This window comes from Pseudomonas sp. PSB11 (assembly GCF_014596605.1).
Lineage (GTDB): Bacteria > Pseudomonadota > Gammaproteobacteria > Pseudomonadales > Pseudomonadaceae > Aquipseudomonas > Aquipseudomonas umsongensis.
The window spans coordinates 39,841-56,145 of the sequence record NZ_NOIO01000026.1 but is presented as its reverse complement, the minus strand read 5'-3'; the positions used below and the strand labels follow the sequence as shown (position 1 = coordinate 56,145).

The following is a 16,305-nucleotide window of genomic DNA, read 5'->3' as shown; positions in this document are numbered from 1 at the left end:
AGGGGGAAAACTGACAATGGATGCACAAAGGGCAATCGCCGAGCTGGGCGTGTTGATCTATCCCGGCGCGCAGATGGCGGCGGTGCATGGGTTGACGGACCTGTTCGGGGTGGCCAACCGTATCGCTGCAGAGCATCAGGCGGCGCGCTTGCCTTTGTTGCGGATCAGCCATTGGCAGGTCGATGGCGAACAGGCGCCCGTTCGTGTCTATGACAGCCATCCCGCTGCGGACAGCGCATTGGTAGCGGTGTTGATTCCGCCGTCGATTGCCGGCTTCACCGAAGCCCAGGCGCCGCAAGCGCTGCTGCGTTGGCTTCGCCAGCAGCACGCCAATGGCGCGACCCTGGGGGGTGTCTGCGTGGGCTCGCTGCTATTGGCTGAAAGCGGACTGCTGGACGGTCGCAGCGCCACCACTCATTGGACTTCCGCGAAAACCTTCGCCGAGCGCTACCCGGCGATCAAGCTCAAGGCTGATACGCCCATCGTCGATGACGGCGACCTGATTACCACGGCCGGCCTGATGGCGTGGTCCGAATTGGGTCTGCGCCTGGTCAATCGTCTGTTGGGCCCCAGCATTGCCACCGGCACTGCGCGTTTTCTGGTGGTGGAACACAGCGACAGCGCCAGTGAGTGCGGCAGCAATTTCGCCCCGATTCTCAATCATGGCGATGCCGCGATCCTCAGGGTTCAACACTGGCTGCAAAGCACGGGTGCCACCGATGTCTCGCTGACGGCGATGGCTGAACGGGCAGGGCTGGAAGAACGGACGTTCCTGCGCCGATTTCGCGCGGCAACCGGCCTCAAGCCCACGGAGTATTGCCAGCACCTGCGAGTCGGCAAAGCCCGGGAAATGCTTGAATTCACCAATGGCACCATCGATCACATCGCCTGGACCGTGGGCTATCAGGATCCGGGGGCGTTTCGTTCGACATTCAAGAAGATTACCGGGCTGGCCCCCAGTGATTACCGGGCGCGGTTTGGGGCGATGCCGAGTGCGGGCCCCCGATAGACGCTTAGACGCTTCACCGCAAATCCCCTGTGGGAGCGCTTGAGTCGTGCAAAATGCCGGAATGTTGAAGGGTGTCGTGCAGAATAAAGCAGGCGCGGTGCCACTATTCTTTGTGCAACAGGTTGATTTGAGAGGCGTTTTTCTCAAGAGATGCTTGGCCTGAACCCTGCACCTCCATCAGCTACATTCATTTAGCGACAATTGAAGGGGGACGCATGACCCCAGCCAACCGCAAAAAACTGGTAGTCGCCCATTCGGTGCGCCCCGATGCGCCGCAGCACGAAGTCGAAACCAATCGCGCCCTGGCCCGTTGGCTGGCGCAAATCCTCGGGCTCAAATACGGCGGCAGCTACGACCCGCAGGTGCATGGCGGGCGGGACATCTATGTATTGCCGACCCAGACCCTGGTGGGCGCCGCTGCCGCCCGGCAGTTGGGCGTCAAGGGACCAGAGGACTTATGGGGCGGATACGTCGAGCACGATTTCATCTGCACCAAGGCCATCAGCCATGGTTTGTTGAACAGGCATGCCCATGCACCGCAAGGCTGGGCGCCGATGTTTTCCGAGCGGGTGCGCACGGTAGTGCTCGACGGTCTCAGTGTTTTCTCCTTCGACGATGCACGGCCGGCGGCGGAGCATCTGCTCTACAGCGGTCCGATCCGTATGAAGCCGATTCATGCCTGTGCGGGGCGCGGCCAGGAAGTCATCACTAGTCTCGACCAGTTCGACGAAATCCTCGCCCGTCCTGAAGCCAAGGCGCTGTTCAGTGAAGGTGTGGTACTGGAGCAGGACCTGGACCAGGTGATTACCCACAGCGTCGGGCAGAGTTTCATCGGCGCCAGGTTGCTCAGTTATTGCGGTGATCAATACTTGACCAAAGACGCTCGCGGCGAAGAGGTCTATGGTGGTTCAAACCTGCTGGTGGTGCAGGGTGGCTACGATGATCTGCTGGCGCTGGACTTGCCTGACGATGTGCGATTGGCGATCAGGCAGGCCAAGGTCTTCGACGCGGCCGCCGATGAAGCCTATCCCGGTTTCTACGCCTCGCGGCGTAATTACGACATCGCCCAGGGAATTGCCAGCGACGGCCAGCGACGCAGCGGCGTGCTCGAGCAATCCTGGCGCATGGGCGGGGCCAGCAGCGCGGAAGTGGCAGCGTTGCAGAGCTTCGTCAATGATCCTGGGATGCGCGCGATTCGTGTGTCTTCGGTGGAAACCTACATCGATCAGCCACTGCCGGCGGACGCCATCGAGGTTTACCGAGGGCCAGCGGAAAAAAGTGATTTTCTTCTCAAGTACGTAACGGTCAAATCCTATGACGGCTAGAAGCGAAAGCATTCAAATCGACATCGACGACGAACAGATGAGCGGGACGTTCCTGAGCCCCAAATCAAAAGTCCCTGGCGTGCTGTTCGTGCACGGTTGGGGGGGTAGCCAGGAGCGAGACCTGGAGCGGGCGAAAGGCATTGCCGGTCTGGGTTGCGTGTGTTTGACCTTCGACCTGCGCGGGCATACCGGCGGCACGGGTATTCCGTTGACCCGCGTGACCCGTGAAGACAATCTGCGTGACTTGCTGGCGGCCTACGACCGCTTGCTGGCGCATCCGGCGCTGGATACCTCGGCGATTGCCGTGGTCGGCACCAGTTACGGCGGATACCTGGCCTCGATCCTCACCTCGCTACGGCCTGTGCGCTGGCTGGCGCTGCGAGTGCCGGCGCTGTACCGCGATGATCAATGGCACACGCCCAAGCGCGATTTGGACAAGCTCGATCTGCGCGATTACCGCAGCACGCTGGTGCGCGCCGACAGCAATCGGGCACTGCATGCCTGTTCGCAATTCACCGGTGACGTGTTGTTGGTGCAGTCCGAAACCGATGATTACGTACCTCACGCGACCATCATGAGTTATCGCGCGGCGTGCCAGCAGACCCACTCGCTGACCCACCGCATCATCGACGGCGCCGATCATGCGCTGAGCGATCCGGTTTCCCAGCAGGCCTACACCTCGATCCTGGTGGACTGGATTACGGAAATGGTGGTGGGTGAGCGGTTGAGCATTATTCAGTCGAAATGAATGGTAGTGTCGCTCATGACGCCTTCGCGAGCAGGCTCGCTCGCACAGGGGAATGCATTTCAAATGTGGAAGCGAGCCTGCTCGCGAAGGCGTCCACCCATTATTTGGGTTCTTTCGATATTCGCAACGACTTGGCCTTGGCCTCCACCACCAGGTACATCACCAGCGTGATCAACAACGGTAACAGGAAATAAATCGCCCGATACGCCAACAAGCCCGCCACCAGGCTGCCTCGGGATACCTCGTGTTGCAGCAGTGCCACGAACACCGCTTCCAGCACACCGAGCCCTGCAGGTATGTGGGTGATGACCCCGGCGATGGCGCTGATCAGCAACACGCCAAGCACCAGCGGATAGTCCAGTTTGCTCGGTAGCAGCGTGAAAATGACCGCGGCCATCAACGACCAGTTCAGCGCCCCCAGGGCCAGTTGAAGGACCGCCATGCGCAGTGATGGCAAGTTGATTTCGACCCCGCGGATCGCCCACTCGCGGCGTTTGGAAAACTGGCAGGCCGCGAGATATCCCGCGCTCGCCAGCAAGAGTAAAACGCCCACGCCTTGCAGCGCGCCGCTACTGAGTTTCCAGCCTGGCGGCATGCGCACCAGCCCACTGCTGAACACCGCGCCGGCAATCACCATGTAGCCGAACCAGTTGGTCGCCAGGCTCAGGCCGAGGATTTTCGCAATGTTGGCCTTGCTCACCCCAAGTCGTGAATACAGCCGATAACGCATGGCGATGCCACCCACCCAGGCGCTCAGGTTGAGGTTGAAGGCGTAGCTGATGATCCCCACCGGCAGGATCTGTTTCCACGTCAGGTCCTGGCGGATGTAGGTTCGGCCGATCAGGTCGAAGCAGGCGTAGACCAGGAAACTCATCAGTGTCAGCCCTGACGCGATGATCAAGGTGCGTACCTTGAAATCGGCCAGGGTGTCGAGCACCTCGTTCCATTCGATGCGCTGGGCAAACATCGTCAAGAGGACGATCAACGCCAGGAAAAACAGCATTGTCAGTGGTCTTTTCCAACGACTCCAGCGCGATTTCGCCGGGTGCTCGGCGTGGGACGCCGCGTGCGCTTCAGTGCGGCTCATGTTGATCGCTCCCGGTCGGTGGGGGTGAACGGTTTCAAGCGTGGTTTGTGCGCTGGCAGCCAACCGGCCCATGCCGGGAAATGGCGTAGGAAGTGGAACACCAGAAAGCCCACGGTCATGTGCCAGATGCGCCCGCGTGGGGCCTTGTCCACCGACATGGCCTTGCAATGGTTATCGCTGAGTTCTTCAAGCCGATCGAACAGGTCGCGGTTGAACGCGCGGTCACGGATCAACACGTTGGCCTCCAGGTTCATCGACAGGCTCAGCGGGTCAAGATTGCTGGAGCCAACGGTGCTCCAGTCTTCGTCCACCAGCGCGACTTTGCCGTGCAGTGGCCGGTCGCAGTATTCGAAGATTTTCACCCCGGACTTGAGCAGGTAATCGTAAGTCATGCGCGCCGCCAGTTTGGCCACCAGCATGTCCGGCTGGCCCTGCAGGATCAGGCGCACTTCTACGCCGCGGCGCGCGGCGTTGCGGATTTCGCGCAGCAACCTGTAGCCCGGGAAAAAGTAGGCGTTGGCAATGACCACGCGCCGCTGCGCCGTGCGCAGCGCCAGGCGGTAGACCTCTTCGATGTCGGTCGCGTGCTCGGCGTTATCGCGGTACACCAGTCGTACCTGACCGTCGTGATCGGTGACGGCCAATTCCGAACGCCGTTGTCGACGCCGTTGCCACCAGTATTTGGCGCGGGCCGGGCGACCGCATTGCAGCAGGGCAAAGTGGTGAATGTCGGCCACCGCCGGGCCTTGCACTTCAACCGAATAATCCTGCTTGGCTTCGGGGCCGAAATCGGCCAAATGATCGGCGGAGAAGTTGATCCCGCCAATGAACGCAATCGTCCCGTCCACCACCACGATCTTGCGGTGCAGGCGTCGGAACCAGTTGGTGCGGATGCCCAGGCGCTTGGGTGCCGGGTCGAACATCTGTAAATGCACGCCGGCACCGCTCAGGGCGGAAAGATAATCGGCTGTCAGTTCTCCGCAGCCAAACCCGTCGAAGCTGGCAGTCACGCGGACACCCCGTTGTGCCGCCTCGATCAGCACCTCCTTCAATTCTTCACCGACTTTGTCCTCGAACACAATGAAGGTTTCCAGGAGGATTTCGGTGGTGGCCTGGCGCATCGCCTCGAACACTCTGGGGAAATAGGCTTCGCCGTTTTCCAGCAGTTGGACCCGATTGTTGCCTTGCCAACCGTACTCGACGTCGACGGCCGCCGGCTCGCTGATGGGCGGCGCGGCAATGGTTCTTTCCAGCGTGTTTTTTTCCATCGACGGGATGCTCATAGCTCGATCTCCACCGACAACGGTGCGTGATCCGATAGGTGTGACCAGGGACGGTTCGCCAATACCTGCGGATAGCTGGCCTTGAGGTTACGTACGTAGATACGGTCCAGGCGCAAGGTCGGCAATCGCGCGGGAAAACTGCGCGCCGGCTTGCCGTGGTGCTCGGCGAACACTTCGCGCAGACCACAAGGCTGGAGCAGGGCATCGGCGCGTTGGCGCCAGTCGTTGAAATCACCGGCGACAATCACCGGGGCGTCGCCTGGCAACGACTCAAGGCGGTGGCGTAGCAACCTGAGTTGTTCATTGCGATGGGTTTCGCGCAAGCCAAGATGGACGCAAATGGCATGCACCTCCGGGCCCTCTCCCGGCAGGCGCAATACGCAATGCAAAATGCCGCGGTTCTCGTGTCCGCTGATGGACACGTCGAGGTTGTCGTGCCGAACGATCTGGAATTTCGACAGCAAGGCGTTGCCGTGATCACCTGCCGGATAGACCGCATTGCGGCCGTAGGCAAACTGCGGCCAGAGGGTGTCCGCGAGGAATTCATACTGGGGCATCGCTGGCCAGTTGTCGTAGCGCTTGGGGTGATGCTCGTGGGTGCCGTGTACCTCCTGCAGAAACACCACGTCGGCGCAGACACTGCGCACCGCCTCGCGCAGTTCAGGCAGGATGAATCGCCGGTTCAGCGCCGTGAAGCCCTTGTGGGTGTTGACCGTCAGTACGGTGAAACGATGCACCATGGTATCGATGGTCGCCTGCTCGTCGGTGGTGCCAACCGGGTCGGAAACACTCATGGCAGCACCCCTTCTGCAGCGGGCTCACCGGGGGCGGTGAGCAACTCTTTGTCGAGGTCGAAGCGTGCCAGCAAACGGCGCGCATCGAAGGGCGCGCGGACCTTGATGTCGTTATCGAAATAGCAGAAAACTTCTCGAGACTTTCGCACCCTGGGTTTGAGGCGAGGTGCGATCAGGTGGGGATCAGCCGGTTGCCGACCATGATGCCAGGCATCGATCCGGTCACCCCAACGCTTCAGTGCCTGAGGGGTGTAGCCACTGGCGTAGAGCTCTTCGGCACCGTGCAGACGCAGGTACACGAAGTCGCTGGTGAGGTCTTCGCGATAGGGCCATTTACCGGCGGTGTCGGCAATCACCAGGGCCGTGTTGTAGCGTTTGAGCAGGCGGACAAATGCCGGATCGATGAAGCTGTCGTTGCGGATTTCCACGGCATGGCGCAAGGGCTTTTTCTTGCTTGTCTTAAGGCTGGCGTGGCCATTCACATGGGCGTCGTGCTGGCGGGCAAGGGCAGCGGCCTGCTCCGTGTCGTGGGGCAATTGCTCGAGGAAGCTCTCGAACAGTTCGGCGTCGAATTTGAAGTTGGGCGGGAACTGCCAGAGAATCGGGCCGAGTTTTTCCCTGAGTTCCAGGACGCCGGAGGCGAAAAAATTCGCCAGGGGTTTATGGATGTCACGCAAACGCTTGATATGGGTGATGAAGCGCGGCGCCTTGACGCTGAACACAAAGTGCTCCGGGGTTTCGTCATACCACTGGGCATAGCGTTCGGGCCGCTGCAGGGCGTAGAACGACCCATTGATTTCGATGCTGTTGACTGCCCTTGAGGCGAATTGCAATTCGCGCCTCTGGGCCAGTCCCTTCGGGTAGAAATCCCCCCGCCAGGGCGTGTAGCGCCAACCTGAAATGCCAATGTGAATCGCCGCCATGTCGCCTCCCGTCTGACTGCCCCCTGATCTTTTGATGACTGCCAGAGGCTGACGAAAGTTTCGGTGGGACTACGGACGGTATGCATTTCATACATCACCGCAATACCCGTAGGGGCCGGTTTGGTGGCGATCGCGTTGGCGGCTTTTTCCTCGGGCACTAGACTGGTGGCGACAGTCGAGCCAATCGAGAAAAACACCCCGTGCGCCAGGCCGGTGACGATCCGCGACAGGATCAGCGCGTAGCCCGGCGCTTGGCATTTGCCGGCCGACACCGAACTAGTCCGGCATTTCTCGATCAGTTCCTTACAGTCCTATCCAAAGGAGCGGATGCCTTGATCAGGCTCAAGACGGCGATATTAATGGGGGCGCTATTGTTCTTCGGCAGCGAGGAACTGGAAGCGGCGGCGATACCGGGTGTGCCGGCAGCGGCCACCGCCGCCACACCGCCGGCACATCCCGAACCCTTGGTTCAGGGCGGGTTGCTGGGCGCCATCAGTTCAAGCATCGATGGCATCCAGGACAAGCTCAATTTCAACAAGGACCTGCTCGACGCCTGGCGTCTGCGTGCGGATCGTGCGGCCGATGAGGTGGATCAATTGGTCAATCGTCCATCGGCCCGCTCGAGCTGGAGCGTGGCGGGCGATTTCCTGCTGCTGACGGCGGTGTGGGCAGGTGTCTTCGGCTTGCTGTGGATGTTCGGCAAGTTATTGACCGAACGCCTGTGCCGTCATCGCTTGCTGCTCAGTCGAGAGCGTGGGCAGGCATTGCTTGGGTATGTCTTGCCCTACAGTCTCCCTGCGGTGATCAGCCTGCCGTTGACGATCTATGCCAGCCAGTTCATGGCTTTGTCAGCGGGTCGGGCGCTGGCGTTGTGTTTTGCCTATGCCACCAGCAGTGGCGTGTTCGCGGCGTCGTTGGTGATGTCCCTGGTGGTACTGTTCAATGTCGGGCACAAGCGCCGGGCAGTGCAGATCATTCGCCAGGACAGCCCGCGGCCGCTGTTCGCGATCGGCTTCCTGGTCGCCCTCAGCGACGCCTTGACCAGTCCGCAGATCGCCCATCAACTGGGTAACAACCTCACCAGCAGCATCGCCGTATTGACCGGGCTCGCCGCCTCGATTGCCTTTGGTTTGCTGGTGATCCGCATGCGCCGTCCGGTCGCCCATGTCATCCGCATCCTGCCGCTGGCCCAGCGGCGGGCGCAGCCGGCCTTGCGCGAAACCCTACGGATTTTTTCCGGGCTCTGGTATTGGCCGATCCTGTTGATGGTGCTGGTGTCTGTCATCAACTTGATCGGCATTGGCGATGACAACCAGCAAGTGTTGCGCAGCGCGCTGTTCACCACGGTGCTGCTGATCGCGACGGTGTTTCTCAGTACTACGTTGCATCACTTGTTCAAGTCCCGCAGCGAATCCGATGTGCGCCGCAGTGGCGCCTACAAAGAGCGCTTCCTGAGCCTCTCCCATGCGTTGTTGCGTATCGCCATGGCCATCGTGTTCATCGATATCCTCGGACGAATCTGGGGCGTGTCACTGTTCGATTTTGCGGTCAGCAATGCGGTGGGGCGGGCGATCAGTGACGCGTTGAGCCATATCGGCTTGATCTTCCTGGTGACGTGGATGGTCTGGGTCGTGCTGGACACGGCGATCCAGGAAGCCTTGAAACCACCGCTCAACAAGCGCGGGGCACGCCAGCCAAGTACGCGGGTAAAGACGATCCTGCCGTTGCTGCGCAATGCGATCAAAATCATTTTGGTGGTGATCTGCGCCATCACCACCATGGCCAATCTGGGAATCAATGTTGCGCCGTTCCTGGCCGGTGCCGGGGTCATTGGCCTGGCCATCGGTTTCGGCTCCCAGCAACTTGTGCAGGATGTGATCACCGGTTTGTTCATCATCATTGAAGACACCCTGTCGATCGGCGACTGGGTGGTGCTCGATTCCGGGCATGCCGGCACGGTCGAAGGCCTGACTATCCGCACCCTGCGCCTGCGCGACGGCAAAGGGTTCGTGCACTCGGTGCCCTTTGGCCAGATCAAGGCCGTGACCAACCAATCGCGGCAATTTGCCTACGCGTTCTTCTCCGTGCAGTTCACCTATGACACCGATGTCGACAAGGCCATCGAACTGATTCGCGAAGCCGGGCATTCGATCAGCGACGACCCGTTCCTCAGGTACAACCTGCAAGGGCCGCTGGATGTGTTCGGCGTCGACAAGATGGACCTCAATGGCGTGGTCTTGACGGCACAATTTCGCACCGTGTCGGGAGGGCAGTATGCGGTAAGCCGGGCATTCAACCAGCGTTTGAAAAAGCTTGTGGATAACAGTCCCGAGGTGCATTTTGCGCAGACTTATCCACAGCAGGTCTTGATGCCGAGGAAGGCGGCGGAACCTGTGAATGATGGGGTGGCCGAGCCTGGGCATTCGGCGGTGTTGATGCCGGATCAGCTTCGGCCCCAATAAATTTGTTGGCAGTGATGGCCTCTTCGCGAGCAGGCTCGCTCCCACAATGGATTTATGTACACCGGTCCAATGTGGGAGCGGGCCTGCCCGCGAAGGGGCCGGATGAGACAACATCAATGCCGGATCAGCTTGCTCTGCACTTCAGCCATAGCCCGTTGATCCAGCTCCCGCCAAAAACACGGCTTGCCAGCTATTTGCGCAGCCACCGGCAGACCATCGCGATACACCAGTCGATTACTCGCCAGCGCCGGCACTTTCGCACCGGGCAACAGGGTGCCGGCGAGGTTCAGCGGATCGACCCCGCAGACCGCGATCAGGCTGCCATCCTGGGGCCGACGCCGGACTTCGCGCAGCAATGGAATCGCTTCTGGCAGCGCGAACTGTTCCCCCGCCAAGCCACTGACAAAGCGCCCGCCACGAATCTCACCGCGCGCTTCGAGCCGATGGAAGGTGCGCAGCAATTCCCGCCAGCTCGGCAGCCAATCGGCCTCACGTTCGAGCAATCGCCAGAACACCACGCCGTAGCGGCGCAACAAGGTCATGGCGATGTGTTCCAGGGTGTCAGCGGGTGTTGGCATCGGCCGCGGGTTATCCACAACCGGCGCGGCCACCGGGCGTCGCAACAGTGCCCAGCGCCCGGCATCGTCCATGCCGCCGACGAAGGCCCCGCGCCCGCGTCGGCTGCTGCGTTGCTGGCGCTTGCTGGCCGGCGTGATCAGCGCCCGCAGGCCGGCAAAGCTGTCGGCGTTCACCAGCCCGGCGCCCACCAGTTCCTGCAGGGCGATTTCCAGTTCCGTGCGCAACAGGTGGGCTTCGTGAATCAGCTCATCGAAAAACAGCGCGCCGTGCTGGCTGAGGGCGGCGTGAACCTTCTGTGTCTTGGGCGACAATTCGCTGACCGGCGTCTGCTCGGTCAAGTCGCTCCAGAGACCGACCCGCTGACGCGGCAACAACACGATCGGCGTGCTGCGCAGCGCGGTGCCGGTGCTGCGGTTGCGTGCGGTCAACCGGGTCCAGACCAGCTTGCCGCTACGGCAGGCATCATCGAGCCAGGTGGGCGAATAGTCCTTGAGCCTCGCGGGCAGCAGGTCGCTGTCCCAGGCCGAAGCTGCAGCGGGGTAGCCTTCGAACTGAGCACTGATGGCCGATAACATCGAGCTGCCCTGGCCTCGGGTGGCGTTGGACAGGTGCTGCCAGTCGAACAGAAATCGCATGAAATCCTGCAAGGCCACGGGCTCGATTTCCCGGCGCAGGCGCTTGACCGTATAGCGGTGAATCCGTGCCAGCAGGTGTCGCTCGCACCACTCATCTTCAGTGCTGCCCGGAGTGAACCGGCCGCGCAGCACATAGCCTTCGTGTTCGAGTAGCGCCAGCGCCCGGGTGACGTGTGTCGCTGGCAATTGGAGCGGTTCGGCGATCGCCTGCAGCGGCAATGGACCAAACGCGCTGAGCCGTGCGCGAATCACTTCAAGCACCGCGTCGTTCACTTCCCAGTGTTCATCGAACCCCGGCAACGCCTCCAGCGCCGGCATCAAGGCAGCCTGTGGATAAATGGCCCGCAGGCAGGTCAGTCGTTCCCGCGCCAGCCAAAGTGAATGGCTGATGCGGCAGGCGCGGCCGCTGTCGGCCAAGGTATTGAGCCAATCGAGCCACGGGGCGTTGGCGCTGGCCTCGGCTTCGGTGATGCACGCCAGGCTCATCAACGCCTCGTGCATTTCATCCACACCGCCTGGTGTCGGCCAGGCTTCTTCGCGCACGGCGGCAATCGCCTCGAGGTCCAATGCACCGAGGTCATCGGTGGATTCTGGCTCGCTCCAGCGTCGATTGATAACGGCTTGTGTGCGGCGCTCTTCCAGTGGCGCGTCGTCAAGAAAGGTGTATGGCCGGGCGCTGAGGATTTCCGCCGCCAGCGGCGAGGGCGCCGGCAGGTCTCGGCTGATCAGGCTGACCTCACCGCGCTCCATGCGCCGCAACAGCGCCAGCCAGCCTTCACTGTCCATGGCGTCGTGCAGGCAATCATCGAGGGTTTGTTCCACCAGCGGATGGTCGGGGACTTCCCGTTCGCCGACCAGGTTTTCCACGCAGGCAATCTGATCGGGAAACACATTGGCGATCAGGTCTTCACTTTTCATGCGCTGGATCTGCGGCGCGACCTTGCGCCCGCCGGTATAGCGCGGCAACGCCAGTGCCACACCGGCATTCCAGCGCCAGCGCACACCGAACAACGGCGCGTCGAGCACGGCCTGGATCAGAATGTGTTGCGCACTATTGCTGTGCAGATAGCGCCAGACCTCATCGAGTTCAAAGCTGTGGCTGGTGGACAACGACAAGACGATGGCGTCCTCGCTGGCGGCCGCCTGCAATTCGAAATTGAAGGTGCGGCAAAAACGCTTGCGTAGGGCCAAGCCCCACGCGCGATTGATGCGGCTGCCGAACGGGCTGTGGATGATCAGTTGCGTACCGCCCGACTCATCGAAAAACCGCTCCATCAGCAGCGTGTCTTGAGAGGGCAGGGCGCCGAGGGACTGGCGCGCACGGGCGAGGTATTCGACCAGTTGTTCGGCGCTGGCCAGGTTCAGGCCGAGGTTGTCGGTCAACCAATCGAGGCTTGGCTGCAAATTGCCTGGCGTGGCGCCCAAGAGCTCATCGAGTCGGGCCTGCAGGCGCGCTACGGCAAACGACAGTTCAGCACTGCGCCCCGGGGCTTCGCCAAGCCAGAACGGAATCGTCGGCGGCTGGCCCTGAGCGTCTTCGACCCGGACCTTGCCGGTTTCGACCCGCAGGATCCGGTACGAGGTATTGCCCAACTGGAACACATCGCCAGCGATGCTCTCCACGGCGAAATCTTCGTTGACGCTGCCGATATTCAGCGCTTGCGGCTCCAGCAATACGGCGTAGTCGGCGTTGTCCGGAATCGTCCCGCCGCTGGTCACGGCCGTCAGCTTGGCGCCGCGACGACCGCGCAGGGTACGGTTCACGGCGTCGCGGTGCAGATAGGCGCTGCGAATACCCTGCCGCCCGTTGTAACCCTCGGCAAGCATCCGCAGCAGCGCCTGATAATGTTTTTCGTCGAGCGCGGCATAGGGCGAGGCCTGCCGGAACAACGCCAGCAAGGCGTCCTCTGGCCATTCCTGGCAACTGACTTCGGCGATGATCTGTTGCGCCAGGACATCCAGCGGTGCCTCGGGGATCAGCAGGGTGTCGAGCTCGCCCCGGCGCACGCAGTCGAGCAGCGCGACGCATTCAATCAGGTCGTCGCGGGTGGTCGCGAACAAACGGCCCTTGGGCGTGCCGCCGACCTGATGTCCGGAGCGTCCAACCCTTTGCAAAAAGCCGGCAATCGAACGCGGCGAGGCGATCTGGCACACCAGGTCGACGTCGCCAATGTCGATGCCCAATTCCAGCGACGCGGTGGCGATCAACACTTGCAGCTCGCCGCGCTTGAGCCGCTGTTCGGCGTCCAGGCGAAACTCCTTGGCCAGGCTACCGTGGTGGGCGGCTACGGCGTCCTTGCCCAGGCGTTCGCTCAGGTGCCGGCTCAGGCGCTCGGCCAGGCGCCGGGTGTTGACGAACACCAGCGTAGTGCGGTGCTCGCGGGCCAGGGCGGCCAGACGGTCATAGACCAGTTCCCAGACATCGTTCGCCATCACCGCCGACAGCGGCACGGGTGGAACCTCGATGCCCAGATCTCGTGGGCGTGCATGGCCGATGTCGATGATTTCGCAGTCTCGATCGCGGCCGACCAGGAAGCGCGATACCGCTTCTATGGGTTTTTGCGTGGCCGACAGGCCGATACGCACCAGCGGTTCGGCGCACAACGCCTGCAAGCGTTCCAGGCTCAGGGCCAGGTGGCTGCCGCGCTTGCTGGCGGCGATGGCGTGGATTTCGTCGACGATCACCGTGCGTGCGGTGCCGAGCATTTTTCGGCCTGAGTCGGAGCCGAGCAGCACGTACAGCGATTCCGGGGTGGTGACCAGAATGTGCGGCGCGGTCTTGCGCATCGCCGCGCGGTCTTTTTGCGGTGTATCGCCGGTGCGCACGGCGGTGCTGATGCGCAACTCGGGCAGGCCCATCACCCTCAACTGTTCGCTGATGCCGGCCAACGGGTTTTGCAGGTTGATCTGGATGTCGTTGGACAGCGCCTTGAGCGGCGAAACGTAGACCACCAGGGTTTCGTCAGGCAAGCCTTCGAAGGTTTCCAGGCCACGGTGGACCAGGTCGTCGATGACGGCGAGGAAGGCGGTGAGGGTCTTGCCGGAACCCGTGGGGGCGGCAATCAGGGTCGAGCGGCGCTGGCGGATCAGCGGCCACGCCTGGGCCTGGGCGGCGGTGACCGTCGCGAAAGTCTTGCTGAACCAGGCGCTGACGGCGGGGTGGAAGCCGGCCAGGGCACTGTCTGCGGAAATGGGCAGGTTCATGGTCTGATTTATGCGGGTGACTCAGTGAAGATGCAAGTACCGCTCAAGACCTTTGCTGGCCTTTACGGCCCCTTCGCGAGCAGGCTCGCTCCCACATTGGGCCGGTGTACACAATTTCATTGTGGGAGCGAGCCTGCTCGCGAAGAGGCCAGTAGCTGCACTACAAATCTCGGACATCTACACTTTACGGATGACGGTTGCGCACTAAACCCGCAAAATGCAACGATTCCGGCAACTATCGACGACATTGCCCGCGGGCGCCGTCGATTAAGCCATCGTTCCAATCAGACTGGGCCTGCTGACTCTATGCGAATGCGCCTTATGTTACTGGGCGGCGGAAATGCCCTTGGGCAGGCGCTGATTCGCCTCGGTGCGGAGGAAGACATCGGTTTCCTCGCCCCCCGCCCACCTCAAGACGGCTGGGATGCCGCGAGCCTGACGCAACTGCTCGACGACACCCGTCCGGACGCGTTGATCAACCTCGCCTACTACTTTGACTGGTTCCAGGCGGAGACGGTCAGCGAACAGCGCCTGGCCGGGCAGGAGCGGGCGATCGAGCGCCTGGCCGAACTGTGCCAGCATCACAACATCGTCTTGCTGCAACCCTCGAGTTATCGCGTGTTCGACGGCTCCCGGGCGACAGCCTACAGCGAAAAAGACGAGCCGCAGCCGCTGGGCCTGCGTGGCCAGGCATTGTGGCGAATCGAACAAAGCGTACGCGCCACCTGCCCGCAACACGTGCTGTTGCGTTTCGGTTGGCTGCTCGATGACAGTCCCGACGGCACCCTCGGGCGCTTCCTCAGCCGCGCCGAGCAGTCACAGGAGTTGTTGATGGCCGACGATCGCCGTGGCAATCCGACACCGGTGGACGACGCGGCCCGCGTGATCATTTCGGTGCTCAAGCAACTGGACTGTGGCGCGCCGCTGTGGGGCACCTACCACTACGCCGGGCATGAGGCGACCACGCCACTAGCCTTGGGGCAGGCGATTCTCACCGAAGCACGCGCCCTGCATCCGCTGGCTGTCGAAGCCCCGACCGCCCAGGCTCACGCCGCGCGACCGGACGCCGCCGAAGAACCGCAGCACGCGGTACTGGCCTGCAAGAAAATTCTGCACACCTTCGGAATCAAGCCACGCGCCTGGCGTGCGGCCCTTCCGGGTCTTTTGGACAGGTTCTATCGTCATGGCTGATTGCCCCGTTTTGATTACCGGGGGCGCCGGTTTCATCGGCTCCCACCTCACCGATGCCTTGCTCGCCAAGGGCTATTCGGTTCGGATTCTCGATAATCTGTCTTCCGGTAAACGCAGCAACCTGCCGCTGGATAATCCCAAGGTCGAGCTGATTGTCGGCGACGTGGCCGATGCCGCCTTGGTCGCCCGTGCGGTGGCCGGTTGCGGTGCCGTGGCGCACCTGGCGGCAGTGGCATCGGTACAGGCGTCGGTGGACGATCCGGTGAAGACCCACCAGAGCAACTTCATCGGCTCGCTGAATGTCTGCGAAGCCATGCGCCAGGCCGGCGTCAAGCGCGTGCTGTTTGCCTCCAGTGCCGCGGTGTATGGCAACAATGGCGAAGGCGAGTCGATCGGTGAAGACACGCCCAAGGCACCGTTGACACCCTATGCGTCGGACAAGCTGGCGAGCGAGCAATACTTTGATTTCTACCGGCGCGAGCATGGGCTGGAACCGGTGATTTTTCGCTTCTTCAACATCTTCGGCCCGCGCCAGGATCCTTCCTCGCCGTACTCCGGGGTGATCAGCATTTTTAGCGAGCGCGCGCAGAAAGGCCTGCCGATCACCGTGTTTGGCGACGGTGAGCAAACGCGGGATTTTCTCTATGTCGAAGATCTGGTCGATTTGCTGGTGCAGGCTATCGAGAAACCCCAGGTGGAAGACGGCGCGGTAAACGTCGGCTGGAACCAGGCGACCAGTCTCAAGCAAATGCTTGCAGCCCTCGAGGTGGTCGTTGGCAAGCTGCCCCCGGTGAGCTACGGCCCGGCACGCTCCGGCGATATTCGTCATTCACGCGCCAACAACCAGCGTTTGCTGGAGCGCTTCAGAGCGCCCGAGCCGACGCCGTTGAGTGTCGGGTTGGCGCGGTTGCTGGGACAATAGAAAAAGGCGCCGGTCGAGGCGCCTTTTTTGTTGCTTGCAGATCGGCCACGCTCTGCGTGGGAATGCCTCAATGGACGCTCTGCGTCTGCTCTCGGGACGCGGAGCGTCCCTGGCTGCATCCCACGCTGAGCGGGGGAACGATC

The 16,305-nt window shown here is 61.9% G+C and carries 10 protein-coding genes and 2 pseudogenes; 6 read left to right on the top strand and 6 right to left on the bottom strand.

Going from position 1 to position 16,305, the window contains the following annotated elements; genetic code table 11:
- Positions 1–16 precede the first annotated feature (16 nt).
- The 3 genes from CGA21_RS23995 (at position 17) to CGA21_RS23985 (ending at position 3,082) form a co-directional block, all read left to right on the top strand.
- The gene (locus CGA21_RS23995) at positions 17–1,009 is read left to right on the top strand and encodes a GlxA family transcriptional regulator (protein ID WP_110755004.1); all 993 of its coding nucleotides are present in this window, start codon (positions 17–19) and stop codon (positions 1,007–1,009) included.
- Positions 1,010–1,224: 215 nt separating this feature from the next.
- Positions 1,225–2,334: a DUF3182 family protein gene (locus tag CGA21_RS23990; protein ID WP_188265194.1), complete on the top strand. Its 1,110-nt coding sequence runs from the start codon at positions 1,225–1,227 to the stop codon at positions 2,332–2,334.
- A complete protein-coding gene (locus tag CGA21_RS23985) occupies positions 2,324–3,082 on the top strand; it encodes an alpha/beta hydrolase family protein (protein ID WP_020800587.1) in 759 nt (252 codons plus the stop codon). The genes CGA21_RS23990 and CGA21_RS23985 overlap by 11 nt, the downstream gene beginning before the upstream one ends.
- A 100-nt stretch (positions 3,083–3,182) precedes the next feature.
- Here CGA21_RS23985 and CGA21_RS23980 read toward each other — a convergent pair whose 3' ends face one another.
- From CGA21_RS23980 to CGA21_RS23960, 5 genes and pseudogenes are all read right to left on the bottom strand, one after another.
- On the bottom strand, positions 3,183–4,169 hold the full coding sequence (locus CGA21_RS23980) for a lysylphosphatidylglycerol synthase domain-containing protein (protein WP_188265193.1): 987 nt from the start codon (positions 4,167–4,169) through the stop codon (positions 3,183–3,185).
- Positions 4,156–5,452 (bottom strand): annotated as a pseudogene (clsB, locus tag CGA21_RS23975) (cardiolipin synthase ClsB). The gene CGA21_RS23980 and the pseudogene clsB overlap by 14 nt, the downstream one beginning before the upstream one ends.
- Complete coding sequence (locus CGA21_RS23970; protein WP_188265192.1) at positions 5,449–6,246, bottom strand: endonuclease/exonuclease/phosphatase family protein; 798 nt, start codon at positions 6,244–6,246, stop codon at positions 5,449–5,451. The pseudogene clsB and the gene CGA21_RS23970 overlap by 4 nt, the downstream one beginning before the upstream one ends.
- Positions 6,243–7,169 carry a DUF72 domain-containing protein gene (locus CGA21_RS23965; protein WP_188265191.1) on the bottom strand — a complete coding sequence of 309 codons (927 nt, stop codon included), beginning with the start codon at positions 7,167–7,169 and terminating at the stop codon, positions 6,243–6,245. Before CGA21_RS23965 ends, CGA21_RS23970 begins: the two co-directional genes overlap by 4 nt.
- A gap of 125 nt (positions 7,170–7,294) precedes the next feature.
- Positions 7,295–7,423, bottom strand: a pseudogene (locus CGA21_RS23960) (MFS sugar transporter); the annotation flags it as partial.
- Positions 7,424–7,501: 78 nt separating this feature from the next.
- On the opposite strand from CGA21_RS23960, the gene CGA21_RS23955 reads away from it, so the two are divergent.
- Positions 7,502–9,631 carry a mechanosensitive ion channel family protein gene (locus CGA21_RS23955; RefSeq protein ID WP_188265190.1) on the top strand — a complete coding sequence of 710 codons (2,130 nt, stop codon included), beginning with the start codon at positions 7,502–7,504 and terminating at the stop codon, positions 9,629–9,631.
- A gap of 113 nt (positions 9,632–9,744) precedes the next feature.
- On the opposite strand, the gene CGA21_RS23950 is transcribed toward CGA21_RS23955, so the two are convergent.
- Positions 9,745–14,049, bottom strand: a complete 4,305-nt coding sequence (locus tag CGA21_RS23950; RefSeq protein ID WP_188265189.1) for a DEAD/DEAH box helicase — start codon at positions 14,047–14,049, stop codon at positions 9,745–9,747.
- 306 nt (positions 14,050–14,355) lie between these two features.
- Between CGA21_RS23950 and CGA21_RS23945 the strand changes: the two genes are divergently transcribed.
- A complete protein-coding gene (locus CGA21_RS23945; protein ID WP_110755047.1) occupies positions 14,356–15,240 on the top strand; it encodes a sugar nucleotide-binding protein in 885 nt (294 codons plus the stop codon).
- The gene (locus tag CGA21_RS23940) at positions 15,233–16,162 is read left to right on the top strand and encodes an NAD-dependent epimerase/dehydratase family protein (protein WP_188265188.1); all 930 of its coding nucleotides are present in this window, start codon (positions 15,233–15,235) and stop codon (positions 16,160–16,162) included. The genes CGA21_RS23945 and CGA21_RS23940 overlap by 8 nt, the downstream gene beginning before the upstream one ends.
- Positions 16,163–16,305 lie beyond the last annotated feature (143 nt).